At 35.2% G+C, this 18,397-nt stretch carries 31 protein-coding genes; 30 read left to right on the top strand and 1 reads right to left on the bottom strand.

Annotation, left to right across the window (positions count from 1 at the left end; translation table 11 throughout):
* Positions 1–10 precede the first annotated feature (10 nt).
* From rplV to FC55_RS03340, 30 genes are all read left to right on the top strand, one after another.
* Positions 11–358 carry a 50S ribosomal protein L22 gene (gene rplV, locus FC55_RS03485; RefSeq protein ID WP_003701308.1) on the top strand — a complete coding sequence of 116 codons (348 nt, stop codon included), beginning with the start codon at positions 11–13 and terminating at the stop codon, positions 356–358.
* A gap of 13 nt (positions 359–371) precedes the next feature.
* Positions 372–1,028 carry a 30S ribosomal protein S3 gene (rpsC, locus tag FC55_RS03480; RefSeq protein ID WP_003701310.1) on the top strand — a complete coding sequence of 219 codons (657 nt, stop codon included), beginning with the start codon at positions 372–374 and terminating at the stop codon, positions 1,026–1,028.
* A gap of 3 nt (positions 1,029–1,031) precedes the next feature.
* Positions 1,032–1,466, top strand: coding sequence for a 50S ribosomal protein L16 (rplP, locus tag FC55_RS03475; protein ID WP_003701312.1), 435 nt, complete (start codon positions 1,032–1,034; stop codon positions 1,464–1,466).
* Positions 1,456–1,650 (top strand): 50S ribosomal protein L29, encoded by a 195-nt coding sequence (gene rpmC / locus FC55_RS03470; protein WP_003701313.1) that lies wholly within the window; start codon positions 1,456–1,458, stop codon positions 1,648–1,650. The genes rplP and rpmC overlap by 11 nt, the downstream gene beginning before the upstream one ends.
* Before the next feature lie 26 nt (positions 1,651–1,676).
* Positions 1,677–1,943, top strand: a complete 267-nt coding sequence (gene rpsQ, locus FC55_RS03465) for a 30S ribosomal protein S17 (RefSeq protein ID WP_003701314.1) — start codon at positions 1,677–1,679, stop codon at positions 1,941–1,943.
* 58 nt (positions 1,944–2,001) lie between these two features.
* The gene (rplN, locus tag FC55_RS03460) at positions 2,002–2,370 is read left to right on the top strand and encodes a 50S ribosomal protein L14 (protein ID WP_003701315.1); all 369 of its coding nucleotides are present in this window, start codon (positions 2,002–2,004) and stop codon (positions 2,368–2,370) included.
* Positions 2,371–2,404: 34 nt separating this feature from the next.
* Entirely contained in the window at positions 2,405–2,710 is a 306-nt protein-coding gene (gene rplX, locus FC55_RS03455; RefSeq protein ID WP_003701316.1) for a 50S ribosomal protein L24, read from the top strand.
* A 24-nt stretch (positions 2,711–2,734) separates the two neighbouring features.
* Positions 2,735–3,277, top strand: a complete 543-nt coding sequence (gene rplE / locus FC55_RS03450) for a 50S ribosomal protein L5 (RefSeq protein WP_003701318.1) — start codon at positions 2,735–2,737, stop codon at positions 3,275–3,277.
* A 12-nt stretch (positions 3,278–3,289) separates the two neighbouring features.
* Entirely contained in the window at positions 3,290–3,475 is a 186-nt protein-coding gene (locus FC55_RS03445) for a type Z 30S ribosomal protein S14 (protein ID WP_003701320.1), read from the top strand.
* A 34-nt stretch (positions 3,476–3,509) separates the two neighbouring features.
* A complete protein-coding gene (rpsH, locus tag FC55_RS03440) occupies positions 3,510–3,908 on the top strand; it encodes a 30S ribosomal protein S8 (protein WP_003701322.1) in 399 nt (132 codons plus the stop codon).
* A gap of 32 nt (positions 3,909–3,940) precedes the next feature.
* Positions 3,941–4,477, top strand: a complete 537-nt coding sequence (rplF, locus tag FC55_RS03435; protein WP_003701323.1) for a 50S ribosomal protein L6 — start codon at positions 3,941–3,943, stop codon at positions 4,475–4,477.
* A 35-nt stretch (positions 4,478–4,512) separates the two neighbouring features.
* Complete coding sequence (rplR, locus tag FC55_RS03430; protein ID WP_003701325.1) at positions 4,513–4,878, top strand: 50S ribosomal protein L18; 366 nt, start codon at positions 4,513–4,515, stop codon at positions 4,876–4,878.
* Between the two features lie 21 nt (positions 4,879–4,899).
* Positions 4,900–5,400, top strand: coding sequence for a 30S ribosomal protein S5 (gene rpsE / locus FC55_RS03425; RefSeq protein ID WP_003701326.1), 501 nt, complete (start codon positions 4,900–4,902; stop codon positions 5,398–5,400).
* Between the two features lie 13 nt (positions 5,401–5,413).
* Positions 5,414–5,596: a 50S ribosomal protein L30 gene (gene rpmD / locus FC55_RS03420; protein ID WP_003701327.1), complete on the top strand. Its 183-nt coding sequence runs from the start codon at positions 5,414–5,416 to the stop codon at positions 5,594–5,596.
* A 35-nt stretch (positions 5,597–5,631) separates the two neighbouring features.
* Positions 5,632–6,066, top strand: a complete 435-nt coding sequence (gene rplO / locus FC55_RS03415; RefSeq protein ID WP_003701328.1) for a 50S ribosomal protein L15 — start codon at positions 5,632–5,634, stop codon at positions 6,064–6,066.
* Positions 6,067–6,068: 2 nt separating this feature from the next.
* The gene (gene secY, locus FC55_RS03410; RefSeq protein ID WP_003701329.1) at positions 6,069–7,367 is read left to right on the top strand and encodes a preprotein translocase subunit SecY; all 1,299 of its coding nucleotides are present in this window, start codon (positions 6,069–6,071) and stop codon (positions 7,365–7,367) included.
* 99 nt (positions 7,368–7,466) lie between these two features.
* The gene (locus FC55_RS03405) at positions 7,467–8,126 is read left to right on the top strand and encodes an adenylate kinase (RefSeq protein WP_003701331.1); all 660 of its coding nucleotides are present in this window, start codon (positions 7,467–7,469) and stop codon (positions 8,124–8,126) included.
* 214 nt (positions 8,127–8,340) lie between these two features.
* The gene (gene infA / locus FC55_RS03400) at positions 8,341–8,559 is read left to right on the top strand and encodes a translation initiation factor IF-1 (RefSeq protein WP_003689399.1); all 219 of its coding nucleotides are present in this window, start codon (positions 8,341–8,343) and stop codon (positions 8,557–8,559) included.
* A gap of 35 nt (positions 8,560–8,594) precedes the next feature.
* Positions 8,595–8,708 (top strand): 50S ribosomal protein L36, encoded by a 114-nt coding sequence (gene rpmJ / locus FC55_RS03395; RefSeq protein ID WP_003689393.1) that lies wholly within the window; start codon positions 8,595–8,597, stop codon positions 8,706–8,708.
* Between the two features lie 25 nt (positions 8,709–8,733).
* Positions 8,734–9,099, top strand: coding sequence for a 30S ribosomal protein S13 (rpsM, locus tag FC55_RS03390; RefSeq protein WP_003701333.1), 366 nt, complete (start codon positions 8,734–8,736; stop codon positions 9,097–9,099).
* Between the two features lie 27 nt (positions 9,100–9,126).
* The gene (rpsK, locus tag FC55_RS03385) at positions 9,127–9,513 is read left to right on the top strand and encodes a 30S ribosomal protein S11 (RefSeq protein ID WP_003701334.1); all 387 of its coding nucleotides are present in this window, start codon (positions 9,127–9,129) and stop codon (positions 9,511–9,513) included.
* An 84-nt stretch (positions 9,514–9,597) separates the two neighbouring features.
* On the top strand, positions 9,598–10,542 hold the full coding sequence (locus tag FC55_RS03380; protein ID WP_003701335.1) for a DNA-directed RNA polymerase subunit alpha: 945 nt from the start codon (positions 9,598–9,600) through the stop codon (positions 10,540–10,542).
* Positions 10,543–10,575: 33 nt separating this feature from the next.
* Entirely contained in the window at positions 10,576–10,959 is a 384-nt protein-coding gene (rplQ, locus tag FC55_RS03375) for a 50S ribosomal protein L17 (RefSeq protein ID WP_003701337.1), read from the top strand.
* 314 nt (positions 10,960–11,273) lie between these two features.
* Positions 11,274–12,122, top strand: a complete 849-nt coding sequence (locus FC55_RS03370; RefSeq protein WP_003701339.1) for an energy-coupling factor ABC transporter ATP-binding protein — start codon at positions 11,274–11,276, stop codon at positions 12,120–12,122.
* A complete protein-coding gene (locus tag FC55_RS03365) occupies positions 12,098–12,967 on the top strand; it encodes an energy-coupling factor ABC transporter ATP-binding protein (protein WP_003701340.1) in 870 nt (289 codons plus the stop codon). Before FC55_RS03370 ends, FC55_RS03365 begins: the two co-directional genes overlap by 25 nt.
* Positions 12,960–13,754 (top strand): energy-coupling factor transporter transmembrane component T family protein, encoded by a 795-nt coding sequence (locus tag FC55_RS03360; RefSeq protein WP_003701341.1) that lies wholly within the window; start codon positions 12,960–12,962, stop codon positions 13,752–13,754. The genes FC55_RS03365 and FC55_RS03360 overlap by 8 nt, the downstream gene beginning before the upstream one ends.
* A gap of 15 nt (positions 13,755–13,769) precedes the next feature.
* Positions 13,770–14,540 (top strand): tRNA pseudouridine(38-40) synthase TruA, encoded by a 771-nt coding sequence (gene truA, locus FC55_RS03355; RefSeq protein WP_003701342.1) that lies wholly within the window; start codon positions 13,770–13,772, stop codon positions 14,538–14,540.
* Between the two features lie 134 nt (positions 14,541–14,674).
* Entirely contained in the window at positions 14,675–15,118 is a 444-nt protein-coding gene (gene rplM, locus FC55_RS03350; RefSeq protein ID WP_014568676.1) for a 50S ribosomal protein L13, read from the top strand.
* A 13-nt stretch (positions 15,119–15,131) separates the two neighbouring features.
* On the top strand, positions 15,132–15,524 hold the full coding sequence (rpsI, locus tag FC55_RS03345) for a 30S ribosomal protein S9 (protein WP_003701345.1): 393 nt from the start codon (positions 15,132–15,134) through the stop codon (positions 15,522–15,524).
* A 129-nt stretch (positions 15,525–15,653) separates the two neighbouring features.
* A complete protein-coding gene (locus FC55_RS03340; RefSeq protein ID WP_003701347.1) occupies positions 15,654–16,247 on the top strand; it encodes an alpha/beta hydrolase in 594 nt (197 codons plus the stop codon).
* Positions 16,248–16,345: 98 nt separating this feature from the next.
* Here FC55_RS03340 and FC55_RS03335 read toward each other — a convergent pair whose 3' ends face one another.
* Positions 16,346–18,202 carry a monovalent cation:proton antiporter family protein gene (locus tag FC55_RS03335; RefSeq protein WP_003705295.1) on the bottom strand — a complete coding sequence of 619 codons (1,857 nt, stop codon included), beginning with the start codon at positions 18,200–18,202 and terminating at the stop codon, positions 16,346–16,348.
* Positions 18,203–18,397: the final 195 nt, after the last annotated feature.

The following is an 18,397-nucleotide window of genomic DNA, read 5'->3' as shown; positions in this document are numbered from 1 at the left end:
AGGATAAAAAATGGCTGAACAAGTTACATCAGCAAAAGCAACTGCCAAGACAGTTCGAATCCCTGCACGTAAAGCACGTCTAGTGATCGATCTTATCCGTGGTAAGAGTGTTGCTGAAGCATTTGGTATCTTGAAGTTTACTCCAAGATCAGGTGCTTACTTAATCGAAAAAGTATTAAAGTCTGCTGTTGCTAATGCAGAAAACAATTTTGACTTAGATGTTGAAGATTTGTATGTAAGCGAAGCTTTTGTAAATGAAGGACCAACTTTGAAACGCTTCCGTCCTCGTGCTAAAGGTTCCGCTTCTCCAATCAACAAACGTACAAGCCACATCACTGTTGTGGTATCAGTTAAATAAGGAGGGATAACGCGTGGGTCAAAAAGTAAATCCAACAGGTTTACGTGTCGGAATCATTCGTGATTGGGACGCAAAGTGGTACGCAGAAAAAGACTTTGCTTCTAACTTACACGAAGATTTACGCATCCGTAAGTATATCGAAAGTAAATTAGCCGACGCTTCTGTTTCTACCGTAGAAATTGAACGTGCAGCAAAACGCGTTAACATTTCAATCCATACTGCTAAACCAGGTATGGTTATTGGTAAAGGTGGATCTGAAGTTGAAAAGCTTCGTAAAGAATTAAATAACTTGACAGGTAAGAGAGTTCACATTAACATTGTTGAAATCAAGAAACCTGATTTAGATGCAAAATTAGTTGGTGAAAGCATTGCAGAACAATTAGAAAACCGTGTTGCTTTCCGCCGTGCTATGAAGCAAGCTATTCAACGTACAATGCGTGCAGGTGCTAAGGGTATCAAAGTTCAAGTTGCAGGTCGTTTGAACGGTGCTGATATGTCCCGTGTAGAACGTTTCTCTGAAGGAACAGTTCCTTTGCACACATTGCGTGCAGATATCGATTATTCATGGGTTGAAGCTCACACTACATATGGTAAATTAGGTGTTAAGACATGGATTTACCGTGGTGAAGTTTTACCAGCAAAGAAAGAAAACAGTAAAGGAGGGAAATAATCTATGTTAGTACCAAAGCGTGTTAAGCATCGTCGTGAATTCCGTGGTAAGATGCGTGGCGAAGCTAAGGGTGGTAAAGAAGTTACTTTTGGTAAATATGGTTTGAAGGCATTAGATTCTCACTGGATCACTAACCGTCAAATCGAAGCTGCTCGTATTGCTATGACTCGTTACATGAAACGTGGTGGGAAAGTTTGGATTAAGATTTTCCCTCACAAGTCTTATACAGCTAAAGCTATTGGTGTTCGTATGGGTTCCGGGAAAGGTGCTCCAGAAGGTTGGGTAGCACCTGTAAAGCGTGGTAAAGTTTTATTTGAAATCGATGGAGTTTCTGAAGAAGTAGCTCGCGAAGCTTTACGTTTAGCTTCCCACAAGCTCCCAGTTAAAACCAAGTTTGTACAACGTGAGGAAGTAGGTGGCGAATCAAATGAAGGCTAAAGAAATTAATGAATTAACCACTGCTGAAATGCTAGAAAAAGAAAAGCAATTCAAAGAAGAATTATTTAACTTACGCTTCCAATTAGCTACCGGTCAATTAGAAAATACTGCTCGCTTAAAAGAAGTACGTAAGAACATTGCACGTATCAAGACTGCATTACGTCAACAAGAATTAAATAAATAGAATACGAAAAAGGAGGCTAATCGCGCATGAGTGAAAGTCGTAACCAACGCAAAGTCTATCAAGGACGTGTCGTTTCTGACAAGATGGATAAAACTATCACAGTTGTTGTTGAAACTTACAAAAATCACAAAGTTTACGGCAAACGTGTTAAGTATTCCAAGAAATTTAAAGCACATGACGAAAACAACGAAGCAAAAGTTGGCGATATCGTCAAAATTATGGAAACTCGCCCATTGTCAGCTACAAAACGTTTCCGTTTATTAGAAATCGTTGAAAAAGCAGTTATTTTGTAATAAATAACATTTGCACTGATTCGTATTCTGATCTAATAACGAAAGGAGGACACATACTGTGATCCAACAAGAGAGTCGTTTAAAAGTCGCTGATAACTCCGGTGCTCGTGAAATTTTAGTTATTAAGATTTTGGGTGGTTCCCGTGTGAAGACTGCAAATATCGGTGACATCATTGTTGCTACTGTTAAACAAGCAACACCAGGTGGCGTTGTCAAAAAAGGTGATGTTGTAAAAGCTGTTGTTGTTCGTACTAAGTATGGTACACACCGTCCAGATGGCTCATACATCAAGTTTGACGAAAATGCTGCTGTAATTATTGGTGAAGATAAATCACCTAAGGGTACACGTATTTTTGGGCCTGTTGCTCGTGAATTACGTGACGGAAACTTCATGAAGATCGTTTCCTTAGCACCTGAAGTATTATAATCAATTATCGTCAGCAAGGAGGTGCGAAGTAATAATGTTCATTAAGAAAAATGATAAAGTTAAAGTGATCGCTGGTAAGGATAAAGGTAAGGAAGGTACAGTAGAAAAAGTATTTCCTGCTCAAGACCGTGTGATCGTTAAAGGCATCAATATCGTTAAGAAACACCAAAAACCAACTAACGCAAATCCAAATGGTGGGATTGTTGAAGTTGAAGCACCAATCCACGTTTCTAACGTTATGTTGATTGATCCTTCTAACAATGAAGCTACTCGTGTAGGCTTTAAAGTAGTTGACGGTAAGAAAGTCCGTGTTTCTAAAAAATCAGGTGAAATTCTATAGTAAGGAAAGGAGGATACTTTCTTCATGGTTAACCGTTTAAAAGAAAAATATGATAATGAGATCGTTCCATCTTTGATGGAAAAATTCAATTACACATCAATCATGCAAGCACCAAAGGTTGATAAGATTGTTATCAACATGGGTGTTGGTGATGCTGTAAGTAACGCAAAGCGTTTAGATGAAGCTGTTGATGAATTAACTTTGATTGCAGGTCAAAAACCTGTTATTACAAAAGCTAAGAAATCTATCGCTGGTTTCCGTTTACGTGAAGGTATGGCTATTGGTGCTAAAGTTACATTACGTGGTCAACGTATGTACGAATTCTTAGATAAATTAGTATCCGTATCACTACCTCGTGTTCGTGACTTCCATGGTGTAAGCAAGCGTGCCTTTGATGGTCGTGGTAACTACACATTGGGTATTCGTGAACAATTAATCTTCCCTGAAATTGATTTTGATGATGTTAACAAAGTTCGCGGTATGGACATTGTTATCGTTACAACAGCTAATACAGACGAAGAATCAAGAGAATTATTAACACAACTTGGAATGCCATTCGCTAAATAAGGGGGTTTCACATTGGCTAAAAAGTCGCAAATTGCAAAGAATAAACGTCCTGCAAAGTTCTCAACACAAGAATATACACGTTGTGAACGTTGTGGCCGTCCACATTCTGTATACCGTAAATTTAAGTTATGCCGTGTTTGCCTGCGTGATCTTGCTCATAAGGGTCAAATCCCTGGCATGAAGAAAGCTAGCTGGTAATCCATAAAAGATAAGCAAAGGAGGCAAACGAACAATGGTCATGACTGATCCTATTGCAGATTTCTTAACACGTATTCGTAATGCTAACATGGCAAAACACGAATCATTAGAAGTTCCTGCATCAAAAATCAAACGTGACATTGCTGAAATCCTTAAGAATGAAGGATTTGTACGTGATGTTGAATATATCGATGATGACAAACAAGGCATCATTAGAGTATTTTTGAAGTATGGTAAGGGTAATGAAAGAGTTATTTCTGGTATCCGTCGTATTTCAAAACCAGGTTTACGTTCATATGTAAAAGCAGATGCTGTTCCTAAGGTTTTAAACGGTTTAGGAATTGCTATCTTATCCACTTCTGAAGGTGTTATCACTGATAAAGAAGCTCGTGCCAAGAAAATTGGTGGCGAAGTAATAGCTTACATTTGGTAATAAATAATAAAACGTAAGGAGGTGCCTAATCCGTGAGTCGTATTGGTTATAAAGTAGTTAACTTACCAGAAGGCGTTGAAGTAAAACAAGATGGTAATGTAGTAACTGTCAAGGGACCTAAAGGTGAATTGACACGTGAATTTTCTGACAAAATTACTATTAAAGTAGAAGGAAATGAAGTTTCTTTCGAACGTTCAGCAGAAGATAACAAAACAAAAGCTTTACATGGTACAACACGTTCAAACTTCCATAACATGGTAGTTGGTGTATCTGAAGGTTTCAAGAAGGAACTTGAACTTCGTGGTGTTGGTTATCGTGCACAAATGAAGGGTAAAACATTAGTATTGAATGTTGGTTACTCTCACCCTGTAGAATTTGAAGAAGAAGAAGGTATTACATTCGAAACACCTTCCGCAACTTCAATTATTGTATCAGGTATCAACAAGGAAGAAGTTGGCGATTGCGCAGCTCGTATTCGTGCAACTCGTGCACCTGAACCTTACAAGGGTAAAGGTATTCGCTATGTTGGCGAATATGTACGTCGTAAGGAAGGTAAGACAGGTAAATAATGCAGCATAATTTGCTGAATAAATAAATCTAAGAGGTGAAAATTGTGATTTCAAAACCAGACAAGAATAAGACACGTCAAAAACGTCATGCACGTGTCCGTGGTAAAATCTCTGGTACTGCTGAGTGCCCACGCTTAAATGTTTATCGTTCAAACAAAAACATCTACGCTCAAGTTATTGATGACGTAGCGGGTGTGACGCTAGTTAGTGCCTCTACTTTAGACAGTGAAGTAAGTGGCAACACAAAGACAGAACAAGCTAGTTCTGTAGGTGCTGTTGTTGCTAAACGTGCTGTAGAAAAAGGTATCAAAGAAGTTGTATTTGACCGTGGCGGATACCTATATCATGGTCGTGTACAAGCTTTGGCTGAAGCTGCACGCGAAAATGGTTTGGACTTTTAGGAAAAGGAGGAAATAACGTTTATGGCTTTTATTGATCCAGCTCAATTAGATTTAGAAGATCGCGTTGTTGCGATTAACCGTATCACTAAAGTTGTAAAAGGTGGACGTCGTCTACGTTTCGCTGCTTTAGTTGTTGTTGGTGACCACAACGGCCACGTAGGTTTTGGTACTGGTAAAGCTCAAGAAGTACCAGAAGCTATTCGTAAGGCTGTTGACGCTGCTCGTAAGAACTTAATCGAAGTTCCTACTGTTGGAACGACACTTCCTCACGAAGTTATTGGTCAATACAGTGGTAGTCGTATTATGTTGAAACCAGCTATTGCCGGTTCCGGAGTTGCAGCAGGTGGTGCTGTTCGTGCCGTTATGGAACTTGCAGGTATTGCTGATGTTACAAGTAAATCATTAGGTTCAAATACACCAGTTAATGTTGTACGTGCTACATTTGATGGTTTAGTAAATATGAAGGACGCTGAAAGTGTCGCAAAATTACGCGGCGTTTCCGTTCAACATTTAGCAGAATAAGGAGGACATATTCATGGATAAATTAAAAGTTACTTTAATTCGTTCTGTCATTGGACGTCCTCAAAACCAACGCGATATCGTAAAAGGCTTAGGTCTTGGTCGAGTAAATAGCTCTGTTGTTGTTCCTGACAATGCAGCTATGCGTGGTGCAATTAGAAAAATCAATCATTTAGTGGACGTTGAATTGGCTAAATAGTCTATTTTATAAATTAACAAGGAGGTGCCAACCTAATGAAATTACATGAATTGAAACCTGCTGAAGGTTCACGCCAAGTACGTAATCGTGTTGGTCGTGGTACTTCATCTGGTAATGGTAAGACTGCTGGTCGTGGTCAAAAAGGTCAAAAGGCTCGCGGTAAGGTACGTTTAGGTTTTGAAGGTGGACAAATGCCATTGTTCCGTCGTATGCCAAAACGTGGTTTCAAGAACATCAATCGTAAAGAATATGCTATTGTAAACTTGGAAACTTTAAATAAGTTTGAAGATGGTGCAGAAGTAACACCTGCATTATTAGTAGAATCTGGTATCATTAAAGATGAAAAAGATGGTATCAAAGTACTTGGCAATGGTACATTGAACAAGCAATTGACTGTAAAGGCAAGCAAGTTCTCTGCATCTGCTAAGGAAGCAATCGAATCTAAAGGCGGTAAAGCTGAGGTGATTTAATAATGCTTAAGACAATGAAGAACGCCTTAGCTGTAAAAGAGATTCGAAAAAAAATCTTATTTACCTTAGGTGTCTTGATTGTATTTCGCTTAGGCACTTATATCACTGTCCCTGGGATCAACGCTAAAGCTCTGCAAAGCGTTGCATCTTCAGGGTTAATTAATATGTTGAATATTTTTAGTGGTGGTGGTTTAACTAACTTCTCACTATTTGCTATGGGTGTTTCTCCATATATTACTGCGCAAATTGTTGTTCAGTTATTACAAATGGATATTGTTCCTAGATTTGTTGAATGGAGTAAACAAGGTGAAGTAGGGCGTAGAAAGTTAAATCAAGTAACTAGATATTTAACTATTGTGCTTGCGTTTGTACAATCAATCGCAATCACTGCTGGTTTTAATGCTTTGAGTAGCTTAAACCTTGTAACTAACCCAAGTGTTAAAACATTTGTAGTTGTAGGAATTGTTTTAACTGGTGGAACTATGTTTACTACATGGTTGGGTGACATGATAACTGATAGAGGTCTGGGAAACGGAATCTCTATGATTATTATGGCTGGTATTTTATCTCGTGTTCCAGATGGAATCGTACAGATTTATAAAGATCAGTTCTCAGGTGTTACTGGTAGTGATTTATGGGAACCAATATTATATGTAGTTATTTTATTGATTGTTATTTTAATAATCGTTACATTTGTTACGTATGTTGAACAAGCAAGCTATAAAATTCCTATTCAATATACTAGAAGATTGGCTGGAGCAACTGAAAATTCTTATTTACCATTGAAAGTTAATGTTGCTGGGGTTATTCCTGTTATTTTTGCTAGTTCATTTATTTCAGCACCTCAAACAATACTATTAGCTTTCACACAGAACCACTCTGAAGATACATGGTATAAGATTATGACAAGTATTTTTAATATGCAATCTACTCCAGGTATGATTCTTTACACAGTTTTAATTGTAGTATTTACTTTCTTCTATGCATTTGTTCAAGTTAACCCAGAAAAACTTTCTGAAAACTTGCAAAAACAAGGAAGTTACATACCTAGTGTATGGCCAGGAAAAGAAACTGAAAGATATGTATCAAGATTATTGATGCGTCTCAGTTCAGTAGGTTCATTGTATCTAGGTCTTATTTCATTAATTCCTTTAGTTGCATCTGCAGTTTGGGGATTGGATGAATCAATCGGACTAGGTGGTACTAGTTTATTGATTGTTGTTGGTGTTACAATTCAAACAATTAATCAATTAAATGGTATGATGATGAAACAAGAATACGTAGGCTTTATACGTGAATAAGAACTGAAAAGGTCAGAGAGATATTTTATATCTTTCTGACCTTTTGCATATTAAAAAAATAAGTTATAATTAACAGGTACAATTTAGGAGGTAATTATAATGGCAATGAATTTAATGTTGATGGGGTTACCAGGTGCTGGTAAAGGAACACAAGCTGAAAGAATCGTTGATGAATATAAGATTCCACATATTTCTACTGGTGATATTTTCCGCGCTGCTATGAAGAATGAAACTCCAATGGGATTAGAAGCTAAGAAATATATCAACAAAGGTGAATTAGTTCCAGATGAAGTAACAAACGGAATTGTAAAAGAACGTTTGACACAAGATGATACTAACGTAGGTTTCTTATTAGATGGATTCCCAAGAAATATGGCTCAAGCAGAAGCATTAACTGAAATGGGAAAAGAATTAGGAAAAGAATTAAACGGTGTTATCAATATTCATGTTGATCCTGAATCATTAATGGAAAGATTAACAGGTAGATATATTTGCCGTAATTGTGGTGCTACATATCATAAAGTATTTAATCCAACTAAAGTAGAAGGTACATGTGATCGTTGTGGTGAACACGAATTTTACCAACGTGATGATGACAAGCCAGAAACAGTTAAGAATCGTTTGGATGTAAATATCAAGATGAATACACCATTACTTGATTACTATAAAGAAAATGGTTTATTACATGAAGTTGATGGCAATCAAGATATTGACAAAGTATTTGCTGATATTAAGGCAATTTTAGATAACTTAAAATAAATTTTAAAAGGATGCAAATATTTTTGCATTCTTTTTTAATTATTTCTTGAATTAGTTAGGTATATGTGATATTATAATTCAGGTTTATCTTTTCAATAGGCTCAGTTTGCCTTTAAATAGGCAAATGAACTTGCGGAAAAAGGTGGGACTCCAAAGAAAGCTTCTCACATTTTTACGTGTAAAGTTTTAAAACCAATTAAGGAGGTACTTTTGCATGGCGAAAGATGATGTGATTGAAATTGAAGGCACGATTAAAGAAACGTTGCCTAATGCGATGTTCAAGGTTGAACTCGAAAACGGACATGAAATTCTAGCACATGTTTCCGGTAAAATTAGAATGCACTATATTCGTATCTTGCCTGGAGATAAAGTGACAGTTGAAATGTCCCCTTACGATTTAACTAAGGGACGCATTACCTATCGCTTTAAATAGATTGTACTTCGAGAATATATTAGGAGGTATAATTAATGAAAGTAAGACCATCAGTTAAACCAATGTGTGAACACTGTAAAGTAATTAAGCGTAAAGGTCGCGTTATGGTTATTTGCAGTAATCCAAAGCACAAACAACGTCAAGGATAATAATTAATTAGGAGGTGTAATTGTAATGGCTCGTATTGCAGGTGTCGATTTACCACGTAACAAGCGTGTCGTAATCGGATTAACTTACATTTATGGTATCGGTAATTCCACAGCTCAAAAGATCTTGAGCGAAGCAGGTGTTTCAGAAGATGTTCGTGTACGTGATTTAACAGCTGATCAAGAAGATAAGATTCGTGCAGTTGTAGATAAGTACAAAGTTGAAGGTGATCTTCGTCGTGAAGTTTCCTTAAACATCAAGCGTCTTTCTGAAATTGGCTCTTACCGTGGTCTACGTCATCGTCGTCATTTACCAGTTCGCGGTCAAAATACTAAGAACAACGCACGTACACGTAAAGGCCCAGCAGTTTCAATTGCAGGTAAAAAGAAATAATAATTAACAAAGGAGGTTAGCTATTTCATGGCAGTTAAGAAATCACGCAAGCGCCGTGTAAAGAAGAATATAGAGAGCGGTGTTGCACATATTCATTCAACATTCAATAATACACTTGTTATGATTACTGATGTTCATGGTAACGCAGTAGCATGGTCTTCAGCTGGTTCTCTTGGTTTCAAGGGTTCTCGTAAGTCTACACCATTTGCAGCACAAATGGCTTCTGAAGCAGCTGCTAAAGGTGCTATGGAACATGGTATGAAGACAGTTGAAGTAGCAGTTAAAGGACCAGGTTCTGGTCGTGAAGCAGCAATTCGTGCTCTTCAAACAACAGGTTTGGAAGTTACATCTATCAAGGATGTTACACCAGTTCCTCATAACGGATGCCGTCCTCCAAAACGCCGTCGTGTTTAATGTGGGTCAGTATTCATTTTTGAGAGAAACTCATAATGTTTTCGCCAGATTACACGTTACGTTTTGAAAGGGGTAAAGATAAGAATGATCGAATTTGAAAAACCAAAAATTCATAAAATTGAAGAAGATAATAACTACGGCAAGTTTGTTATAGAACCGCTTGAACGTGGTTATGGTACAACTTTAGGTAACTCTTTACGTCGTATCTTACTTTCTTCATTACCAGGTGCTGCTATTACAGACGTTCAAATTGATGGTGTTCTTCATGAATTTTCTACTATTCCAGGTGTTCTTGAAGATGTTACTTTAATCATTTTGAATTTGAAGAAAGTTGCTTTAAGTATGGAATCTGAAGACAGTCAAGCATTAGAAATTAATGTTACTGGTCCGATGGAAGTGACTGCTGGAGATATCCAGAGTAATAGTGATGTAGAAGTTCTTAATCCAGAACAATATATTTGTACAGTTGCTGATGGGGCTGAACTTCATGTTCGGATGAATGCTAATAAGGGTCGTGGTTATGTTTCAGCTAATGATAATAAGGCTCTTGCAGATGATATGCCAATTGGTGTATTACCTATCGACTCTATTTATACCCCGATCGAACGCGTTAACTACCAAGTAGAGAAAACACGTGTTGGTCAAAAAAATGATTATGACAAATTAACTCTTGATGTGTGGACAAATGGTTCTATCACTCCTAGTGAAGCTATTAGTCTTTCTGCTAAGATTTTAACAGAACACTTGGCATTGTTTGTTGATTTAACAGATGAAGCTAAGAATGCTGAAATCATGGTAGAAAAAGAAGAAACGCATAAAGAAAAAATGTTAGAAATGACGATTGAAGAGCTTGATTTGTCAGTTCGTTCATATAACTGTCTAAAACGTGCAGGTATCAATACAGTTCAAGAATTAACTAATAAGTCTGAAGCTGACATGATGAAAGTACGTAACTTAGGACGTAAATCCTTAGACGAAGTTAAGGCTAAATTGGCAGATCTTGGCTTGTCTTTACGTCATGATGACTAGAATTTACTATAACTAAAGGGAGGGAATCTGTTCATGGCTTACCGTAAATTAGGACGCACAAGTGCACATCGTAAGGCAATGTTGCGTAACTTAACAACTGATTTAATTGTTAACGAAAAAATCGTTACAACAGAAACACGTGCTAAAGAAGTTCGTAAATTTGTTGAAAAGATGATTACTTTAGGTAAAAAAGGTGATTTAGCTTCTCGTCGTCGCGCTGCTGCATTTGTAATGAATGTTGTTGCTGATGTAAAAGAAGAAAACGACGATGTAGTTGTTCAATCAGCTTTACAAAAGTTATTTGATGATCTTGCACCTCGTTTTGCAGAACGTAATGGTGGTTACACTCGTATTCTTAAGATGAGTGAACGTCGTGGCGACGCTGCAAAGATGGTTGTGCTAGAATTAGTCGACTAAACTTTCGATAAGTAAATAAAAGAAATTGTCACTTTTATAACGATAATTGGGTGTTATGATGTTGGGAGATATAAATTAACCGAGTCTAGTCCAAAGTAGCAGATATTTGATATCTTGTGAATCTTCGTTATAAAAAGTGATTTTTTGTTTTCTATAAAATTGATATTTATCATAATCATTGGTATATTAGCATTTTAAAGACACTCATTACGAGTGTCTTTTTTGTTTGAATACGTCATGACTAAAATAAGTTTTCTTAGTTTATATATGGTATATTATTACTATGTATATATAATATCTAGGAGTAATTGTTTATGAGTTTGACAGATGGAAATATAATTGAAATTGATAATTTATCTTTCAAATACGCTCGACAAAATAAATACATTCTGAAAAATTTAACTTTAAATATAAAGGACGGTCAATGGATAGCTTTAATTGGGCATAATGGTAGTGGAAAATCCACATTAGCTCGGCTAATAGATGGACTGTTAAAGGCTGAATCTGGCAGTATAAAAGTTGATGGCTATGAAATGAATGAAAAAAATATTTGGGATATCAGAAAAAAAATAGGAATGGTATTCCAAAATCCCGATAATCAGTTTGTTGGCGCGGATGTTGAAAGTGATATAGCATTTGGTTTAGAAAATCAAGGAGTACCTAGAGAAGAAATGGTATCGCGTGTAGCCGATGCTTTGAAAGTTGTCGGGATGGAAAAATTTGCTACTCATGAACCAGCAAGATTATCTGGTGGACAAAAGCAAAGAGTAGCAATTGCTGGAGTATTAGCATTGAGACCTAAAATAATTATCCTTGATGAAGCTACAAGTATGCTTGATCCAGAAGGAAGAAAAGGTTTGATTACTCTTATCAAAGATTTAAAAGATGAGTATAAGTTCACTGTTATTTCTATTACACATGATATTGATGAAGCTACTTTAGCAGATAGAGTTATTGTTCTCGATGACGGTAAAATAATTGATGATGGTAAGCCAGAATCTATTTTTATAAAGAATGATGAATTATTAAATATTGGATTAGATATTCCTTTTGCTGAGAAAATTAGAAGAGAACTTACAAAAAAGGGTGTAGATATTCCAAATAAATATTTTACAGAAGAGGAAATGGTCGATTGGTTATGTCAATTCAAGCAAAAAAATTAAATTATACTTACCAAATTGGAACACCTTTAGAACATGTAGCATTGAAAGATGTATCTATAAATATTAAAGACGGTAGTTATACGGCAATAGTCGGACATACCGGTAGTGGCAAATCTACATTGCTACAGCATTTGAATGGCCTATTGAAACCTACTAGTGGAGAAATTTCAATCAATGGATATACAATCGATAATACCACTAAAAATAAAGAGTTGGGAAAATTAAGAAAAGAAGTAGGATTTGTTTTTCAATTTCCTGAAGCACAATTATTTGAAGAAACAGTTCTAAAAGATATAGCATTTGCTCCTAAAAACTTTGGAAAAAGTGAAGATGAAGCCGAAAAAATTGCAAGAGAAAAAGCAAAATTAGTAGCTCTTCCTGAAGAAGTATTGGAGAAATCACCTTTTGAATTATCTGGTGGTCAAATGAGAAGAGTAGCAATTGCAGGGATTTTGGCAATGGAACCAAAAGTTTTAGTATTAGATGAACCAACTGCGGGATTAGATCCTGAGGGACGCCATCAAATGATGGAAATGTTTAATAGATTGCATAAAGATGAAAACTTAACAATCATCTTAGTAACACACCAAATGAATGATGTTGCTGAATATGCTGATCATGTAATAGTCTTGGAATCAGGTAAAGTAATTGCTGATTCTACTCCTAAAGAACTATTTAGTGATCCAGAGTGGTTAAAAAATCATCATTTAAATCTTCCACAAACTACAGATTTTGCCTACAAATTGTTTGATAAGTTAGCTCTTTCTAAACATAGTATTCCACTACAAAGTGAAGAGTTAACTGATGAAATTTTGAAAATACTAGGGGGAAATTTGAATGAATAAATTACTTTTAGGAAGATATATCAATGGTAATTCTTTAATTCATAGAATGGATCCTCGAAGTAAATTAGCACTAAGTTTCTATTTTATAGGAATAATTTTTCTCGCTAATAACTGGCAAACATATTTATTGTTGATAGCTTTTACTTTTTTGGGAGTATTATTATCAAAAATTAAATTGAGCTTTTTTATTAGAGGAATAATACCATTAGTTTGGTTAATATTATTTACAGTATTATTGCAAGTCTTTTTTACAAATGGTGGTCATGTATTTTGGCATTGGGGGCCTTTTACATTATCTAAATATGGGCTAGTAAATGGTGTCTATGTATTTTTTAGATTTGTCTTGATAATAGTGATGTCTACCTTATTAACATTAACAACATCGCCATTAGAAATTTCAGATGCTATGGAGTCATTGTTAAAGCCATTGAAATATTTGAAGGTTCCAGTATATGAAATTTCTCTAATGCTTTCGATAGCATTAAGATTTGTACCTACTTTAATGGATGAAACAGCTAAAATAATGAATGCTCAGCGTTCAAGAGGTGTTAATTTTGGTGAAGGTTCATTAGTTGAGCAAGTAAAAGCTGTAATTCCTATACTAATCCCATTGTTTGTATCTTCTTTCAATCGAGCTGAAGATTTGGCTACTGCGATGGAAGCTCGAGGATACAAAGGTGGAGAGGGTAGAACTAAATTTAGAGTACATGTATGGAAATTGCGTGATACGATGACTATCATTGCTTTTGCAGTTTTAACAATAGCATTAATTATTCTAAAAAACTAATTGAAAGGAAGAAATATGACGCAAAGATTTAAAGTAACGTTAGCTTATGATGGTACTAATTTTGCTGGTTTTCAAGCTCAACCCAATCAAAGAACAGTTCAATTTGTTCTGGAAAAAGCTATTAACAAAATGAGTAAAAAGGATGAGTATATAACTGTTTATGGATCAGGGAGAACAGATTCTGGAGTACATGCTTTAGGGCAAGTTGTACATTTTGATTTTCCGCATCCTATTTCTGCTAAAGGTATGTTGAGAGGATTAAATAGTATGTTGCCGCTGGACTGTGAAGTAGTAGATTGCAAAATAGTACCAAATGATTTTCATTCAAGATATACAACTCATGGGAAAAGATACTTATATCGTGTTAGTAGAGGGGAATTTGTAAATCCTTTTAAGAGATTGTATACAGGACACTATAAGTATCCTTTAGATATAGAAAAAATAAAAGAAGCGATGCCAGATGTTGAAGGAACACATGATTATTCAAGTTTTGTTGCTTCTGGTAGTCAAGCGAAAAGTCATGTAAGAACAATTTATGAAGCTAAAGTTTACGAAGATAAGGTAAACGATGAAATAGTTTTTGAATTTTATGGAAATGGATTTTTGTATAATCAAGTTAGGATAATGGTGGCAACACTTCTGGAAATTGGTAATGGAAAAAGACCAGTACACGATTTTTTGAGATTGTATAAAGTTAAGGATAGAAGTCAAGCAAGACAGACAGCACCAGCTAGTGGCTTATACTTAAAGGAAGTATATTATGATGAAGAGGATGAAAAATTATAAGAAAACTCAATTATTATATATTGACTTATTGTTAAACAAGTAATAAACTAGTATTTGGTATTGTTTGCCCCACAGTAAGCCCCGTTAATCTTATTGTATGTCAAACATGTATACAACAAATGGAGGAAATAAACGTGCGTACAACATATATTGCAAAACCAGGCGAAGTAGAACGTAAATGGTATGTAGTTGATGCAACAGATGTTCCTTTGGGACGTTTATCATCAGCTGTAGCATCTATTTTACGTGGTAAGAATAAACCAACATTTACACCAAACGTAGATACAGGTGACTATGTAATTGTTATCAATGCTGAAAAGGTTGCTTTAACAGGTCGTAAGGCTTCTGATAAAGTTTACTACCACCACTCAAATCATCCAGGTGGTTTGAAAGCTCGTACAGCTGGTGACTACCGTGAAAAGGATCCTGAAAAGTTATTAGCATTATCTGTTAAAGGTATGCTTCCAAAGGGTACTCTTGGTCGTCAACAAGCTAAGAAGTTACATGTATACCGTGGTGCAGATCACAAGCATGAAGCACAACAACCAGAAGTATTGGATATTAACAAATTAATCTAGGAGGAATTAGAAAGTGGCTCAAGTACAATATCAAGGCACAGGCCGTCGTAAGAACTCCGTTGCTCGTGTTCGCTTAGTACCAGGTACAGGTAAGATCACAATGAACGGAAAACCTGCAGAAGAATACATTCCATTCGCAAACATTCGCGAAGATATGGTACAACCATTTGGCGTTACAGAAACAAAAGGTCAATACGACGTTTTTGTTAACGTAAATGGTGGTGGATTCTCTGGTCAAGCTGGTGCAACTCGTCATGGAATTGCACGTGCTTTACTTGAAGTAGATCCAGATTTCCGTGGAGTATTGAAGTCAGCTGGTTTATTAACACGTGACGCTCGTATGAAAGAACGTAAGAAACCAGGTCTTAAGAAAGCTCGTAAAGCTTCACAATTCTCAAAACGTTAATATATACCATATTATCGGAAAAGCACATCTCTTGTTGGGATGTGCTTTTTGTTATGCATTAATATGATAGTAAAATTGAATTAACTGTGGGATTGAAATTTTAAATTAGAACTTTATAGGGGGCAGATAATGTCGGAAAGAAATACTAAAATAAAGTATGATAAAGTTGATCAGCAATATGGTTTAATGTTTGGAAAGTCTAAGTTAGTTTTTATTAAAACTGGTGCTGCTGGTTCAATTTATGGGTATAAAAATAAGTATTTAGAATTAGCAAGTAAAATTCAGAATGAAAGAGGATATGCCGTGGTTGTTTCAGCTAATCCAGTTGATTCTCCACTAAATTTACAAGAAGAGTTGGAAAAAGTTTCAACATACTTAATAGATATTAAAGAAATTATATTAATTGGAATTTCGCGAGGTGGATTATTAGTATTGCAACAAGGATATTTAAATACTAAAGTTAGCCGAATTTTAGCAATTAATCCACCACTGGCAATTAATTGGCATAAAATTAAAAAGGGCCTGATTAACTTTAGTGGAGCAAAAGTACAAGTGGTTTTTGGTCAATATGATCCTAGTGTTGATTATTCAGATCTTATTGAGAGATTGGAAGTACTAGAAACAGATTGTAGTAGTCAAATTATTTCTAAGGCAGATCATAATTTTAAAGGGAAACTCGATACTTTTAAAAAATTAGTGATGCAATTTGTATTAGAAGATTAAAGTTGTTAGTAGTGATGATTAATAATTTAGATAAAAGATAGTGATGTATATTGAGAATGAAAAAAGGACTACGCATTGAGCATAGTCCTTTTAAACAACTATTCATTCCTTCTTTGAAGTTTACGTCTGAAATAAGCACTTTCTTCAGCACTAGCAGAGAAGATAATATGATCACCTAATTGTAATTGCGTATAACCATGAGGTGCAATAGCATGTCCATTACGATAAATTCTACTGATTGTAATCTTATCAATATGTGGTAAGTCTTTAACTTCAACTCCAACAAAAATTGAATCATTAACTACCACTTCATATAAACGAGATTCAGAACTTGTAAGAATTTGTAGCATAGATGGACTATCAATCATTGAACGCATCATACCTACATTGATATCGAAATAACTGAAGTATTCAATACCAGCTTTTTTAAGTTCATCTTCCATATCATTAAGTGGATTACGATTTTCAAAACGAACAATGACACGATTTACACCATACTTTTTAGCTGCAAGAGATAATTTATAATTAACATTATAATCAGCATACCCTAAAACGAGAATATCAGTATCAAAAATATGATTAGCAATTAACTCATCAGGATCTAAAGAATCTAAGAAATGTACATTAGCTTGAGAATTGTAGGTTGTAAAATTCTTAGAATTATCTGTATACATTTGAACATCATACATTCCTTTAGAAAGTTGTTGAGCAGCAGATACTGTAACTAGATTTACACCAATAATATGCAATGAAGTTTGCTTTTGATCTTCTGGTTCAGGTTTATATTGTTTATTAAAGAAAACAGGTCCTACGATACAAGTAAGAATTCCAGCAAGTAAAAAAGCACCAGATTGTTGTGGAGTTATAGCATGTAAGTGTTCAGCAATCTTTAAGGTTGTTACTACTAATGTGATAGTAGTACTTGTTGCAACAGCACCAACAAAGGAGTTCTTTTTACTAAAACGTCTTTGGAAACCAAAATATCCTGGAAGTTTTGCGAGGATAAAGGCTACAAAGAATAAAGGAATTAATAATAATGTTTTAGGCGAACGCATCAATGATGGAATATCTAAATTTACCCCTGTTAAAATAAAGAAGAAAGGAGTAAAGAAACCATATCCAATTGCATCAAGGCGATGTTCTGTTTCTTCAGCAGGTTCTAATAATTTCAAAACAATTCCGGCAACGAAAGCACCAAGAATATTTTCAGCTCCAACTGTCTCAGCTACTAAAACTAAAGCGATGATAACAAAGAAAGCAAGACGCATATCAATTTGTGTAGTTGCTTTATTGATTTTATCAAAGAATGAGAAGAAGTGTCTGAAACGATTGAATAAGAACGCTGCAGCTATGAATAGCAATGTAATCAACCATAAACTAGCACCTTTTCCTGCATAGATAGAGGAATAAGCGGTTAAAGCAATCATAGGAATAACTTCACCTAATACAGAGAACAAAAGAATAGTTTGACCGAATGGACGGCTTAGTAACTCATTTTCTTTCAATAATGAAGTCATAATTCCTAAAGAAACAGTACTAAATAAAATAGTAGCTAAACCAACATCTGAGAATAAGCCTGTAACTTTAAATAGCAAAGCTAAAATTAGCGATGCGACTAAAGAAAAAGCATACGCATAAGTTGCAGCTCTAACAGGTGAAGTTTTAGGTTCATTAGCTGCCATTTTTGCTTCTAACGGGGATAAGGTATGTGAATTCTTCTTAAATAAGCTAAAATCAATTTCCATACCACTTAAAAACATTAATAGTATAACCCCGAAAGTTGAACACCAACTCAAGAGCGTATCAGCATGAATTAAATTGAAACAACTTTTACCAATAATAATACCTATAATAATTTCAGCAACTGAAGTAGGAAGAAAAGATACTTTGAATCTTGCTAAAACCATAGGTGTGATAAAAGCTGCCAGTGTAACAATTAAAAATGAAACTGACATAGTAATACCTTCTAATCTTAAATTTTTTCTATATAAGTATAACATAAAGGCTAGAATGAATTAAATTATTCATCCTAGCCTTCAACACTGTATTCGTATTATTACAATACATTATTATACAGGCTCGAGTGATTTATTTGTAGGTTAAATTAAATGATTTTTACTTTTTTATAAATTAAGTAAAGGATAATAGTT

Source organism: Ligilactobacillus salivarius DSM 20555 = ATCC 11741, assembly GCF_001435955.1.
Classification (GTDB): domain Bacteria; phylum Bacillota; class Bacilli; order Lactobacillales; family Lactobacillaceae; genus Ligilactobacillus; species Ligilactobacillus salivarius.
The sequence above is the reverse complement of the archived record's forward strand: the minus strand, read 5'-3'. Positions and strand labels throughout refer to the sequence as shown.